3 protein-coding genes and 1 pseudogene are annotated in these 3,299 nt (G+C 32.7%); 3 read left to right on the forward strand and 1 reads right to left on the reverse strand.

All coding sequences use genetic code 11. From position 1 onward, the window contains the following. Positions 1–303 precede the first annotated feature (303 nt). From ABIQ28_RS15320 to ABIQ28_RS15330, 3 genes are all read left to right on the forward strand, one after another. The gene (locus ABIQ28_RS15320; RefSeq protein WP_348038868.1) at positions 304–732 is read left to right on the forward strand and encodes a hypothetical protein; all 429 of its coding nucleotides are present in this window, start codon (positions 304–306) and stop codon (positions 730–732) included. A gap of 153 nt (positions 733–885) precedes the next feature. Then, complete coding sequence (locus tag ABIQ28_RS15325) at positions 886–2,280, forward strand: serine hydrolase (protein ID WP_348038870.1); 1,395 nt, start codon at positions 886–888, stop codon at positions 2,278–2,280. A gap of 129 nt (positions 2,281–2,409) precedes the next feature. Continuing rightward, positions 2,410–2,958: a hypothetical protein gene (locus tag ABIQ28_RS15330; protein ID WP_348038872.1), complete on the forward strand. Its 549-nt coding sequence runs from the start codon at positions 2,410–2,412 to the stop codon at positions 2,956–2,958. A 148-nt stretch (positions 2,959–3,106) separates the two neighbouring features. Here ABIQ28_RS15330 and ABIQ28_RS15335 read toward each other — a convergent pair. Further along, a pseudogene (locus tag ABIQ28_RS15335) lies at positions 3,107–3,299 on the reverse strand (hypothetical protein); the annotation flags it as partial.

A 3,299-nucleotide genomic window follows, 5' to 3' on the forward strand; every position in this document is an offset into this window, starting at 1 on the left:
CATTTAAAACAAAAACCCCCATTGAAACTCCAGACTATCCGACGGTATCTGTTGGGGTTAGAGGCGTGCAATTTATTCATGCGGCTGTTGAAAGTGATCAGCAAAATGCGGCTTGGGTGGGGTTGGATTAAGGAAGTGTCTTAGGGTGTTTTTCACCTAGCTAAAACTTGATTTACTGGGGTATATGTTTTTAATAAAGATGTTTGTTTCTTTAGTGTGTGATGTTTATTAGAAATGAATATGTTTGGTATTGATAATAGATATAGGCGCAAAGGATTGCCTTTATACATATGTTTAAACAATATGAAAAAGAAATTAATTATAATATTAACACTAATCGGAATTAACTCTTTCGGTCAAGAATTATCTTGTGCAGATTTTAAAACTGGAACTTTTAACACCTCAATTTCAGAGCCAGTTCAAATAAATTGGAAAATTGTTCGCGACGGAAATGTACAAACCGAAATTATGCCTGAATTACCAATAGAATTAAAAGATTCAGGATATCCGACTGATCCTCAATATGGAATTATTAATTGGATAGACGATTGCACTTATCGACTAACCTATGACGAATCGAAGGCTGAACTCACCGAATCGCAAAAATTGATAAATTATTTAGGAGGGGTTCTAACTGAACTGATTAAAATTGAAGAAAATTGTTATTATTACAAATCAACTTTGAAATACGAAGGCGGAGAACAAGTAACGTCCGGAAAACTCTGCAAATAATAAGCACTTTGTAAAAATAATTACAAGTTCTCGTCTACTTGGAAATTCCTGCGCAATTTCCACAGGCTCAATCAATTTTTACTGCTTTAAGTACTTAATTATTCCACTATTTTTGCGCCAATCCGTTGGCTGTTATTATAATAAGTAATTCATATGAAAAGAATCCTTTTCTTCTTGTTTTTGGTCCTTTCGACAAATTTATTGTCTGCTCAAACGGAAAAATATAAAATTGCAATTGAAAATTTTCAGTCAAACTATAATGATGATAAATATGATGCGGTTTTTAATTGTTTTTCACAAGAAATGAAAAAAGCATTGCCTATTGAAAAAACAAAACAGTTTCTGACTAATTTGAAAAGTCAAGCAGGTAATATAAAAAGTATGGAGTTTATCAACTATCAGCAGGAAACTTATGCCATCTATAAAACGAAATTTGAAAAAGGTGTTTTTGCGGTAAATATTTCACTTAATGGCCAAAATCAAATTAATGGACTTTTTATCAAGCCTTACGAAGAATCCACTGAGGCAACAAATTTGGTAAACACATTGAGCAATTATCCAAAAGAAATTGCTGAGACCATCTTTTCGAAATCAAAAGATTTCCCAAACAACACACAACTTTCCATTGCCATAATTCAAAATGAAAAAACAAATTACTATGGAATTATAAAAATAAATGATACCATAAAACCAGCTGAAAATCAGAAGAAAATTTTCGAAATAGGCTCAATTACAAAAGTATTCACATCCGCCGTTTTAGCTTCACTTGTTGAGGATAAAAAAATAAAATTGACAGACGCTGTCAATTTTTATTATCCCTTTACTTTCAAAGGGAACATCAAGATAACTTTTGAGAGTTTGGCCAATCATACTTCCGGTTTACCTCGGTTGCCTGAAAATTTGGATTTGTCAAATAAAACCAATCCGTATAAAAATTACGGCAAAGCCGAACTTGAAGAGTATCTTAAAAATCTATTAAAGCTTGAAAACGAAACTTCAAAAACCTATTTATATTCAAACTTGGGCACAGGACTTTTAGGTTATACTCTGGGTTTATCACAAAAAACAAATTTTCAAACCCTTTTACAAAAGAAAATTTTTGATAAGTATGAAATGAGAAATTCATTCACCAGCTCACAACGTTTGGGAAATAGTCTTACAAAAGGTTTGAACAAAAAGGGAGAAATAGTTTCCAATTGGGATTTTGACGTGTTATTTGGTGCAGGTGGAATATTATCTACAACAGAAGATTTAGCAAAGTTTGTAAATGCCCAATTCAATCCTAAAAACAAAGAACTTGAATTGACGAGAAAAACAACTTTTCAAATTAAGGATGACACTAAAATTGGCTTAGGTTGGCACAAATTAGAATCCACAAATGGACAAGATTTATTTTGGCACAATGGTGGAACAGGCGGATATTCATCCTCAATAGTCATGAATGTTGAGGAAAAAACGGCAGTCATCATCTTGTCGAATGTGTTCGACATTAATGACAGAATTGATGCTTTATCCTACGAATTGATAAAGAAGATCACGAAAAAATAACGATAGCCAACCGACTATATAAGCTATGGTCTGGTTTATACCATCTAAGAAAATCCTACAAATTTACCAAAGCCAGATTTATTTGGAGAGGTTCCTGCTAAACCCCACCACAATGCACAGACATAAATTATGAGGAAACCGATAAGAACAACGATTATCATATTATCATCAATCATTTTGGTTGGTATTATTTATTGGAATACTGGAATTCAAATTGAATATTACTTTCTGAGGAAACATGTCATTTTCTGGTCTGAAAATGTGCAAATAAAACCATCAGACTTTAAAGCTAACATCGATAGGGATTATGATTCTAATAAATCGTGGTTTCACGGATTTTATCTTAAATCAACAAATTTAAAAGATGCGGAAGTAAAAGCTTTATTTGACCAAAATAAATCGTGGATAAAGAATACAACAAATTTTGAGGAGCTAATGAAAATGCCGAAATTAAGATTTGACCTATATGAAAGTTTTGCGAGAAAATTTAACCGTGAAATTAATAAAATCAAATACAGAACTGATAAATCATATTCTGATTTAGAAAAAATAGGGGACAACATTTACGCAAAATTGTTAAAAGTTGAAGATAGCATATATGTTACGGATTTACCGATTCAAGAAAAAATTGACCATTGGAGGCCGAAAATAAATATGATGTTAGAAAGGAATATATAACTATACACTATAGGCTATGGCCTGATCTGTTCCTCGCTTGGAATCTCGATAGCTTTGGGGAAAGCAAAGTAAAAGGCATAAGGAATTAATAAAGAATCATAGATTATGCAACCACCATGTTTTCAGCGTCCCTAAGGTTCTCTTTTTTTTACTCCAGATAGATGGAAGAGTTTGTCGTGTTCAACTTGATAAGGATTATTGGCTCTTCGGTTTCCATAACCAACGGTATTTTCATAAGATGACATGGTGTGTTTCCCGATAGGTTTTTAAACTCTCTGATCATATGCATTTGGTCAAAGTAGTTACATTCTGCCGCAATTGATGTCCACTTGAGCATAGCG

Origin of the sequence: Gelidibacter sp. (assembly GCF_039916245.1) — a bacterium.
GTDB lineage: Bacteria > Bacteroidota > Bacteroidia > Flavobacteriales > Flavobacteriaceae > Gelidibacter.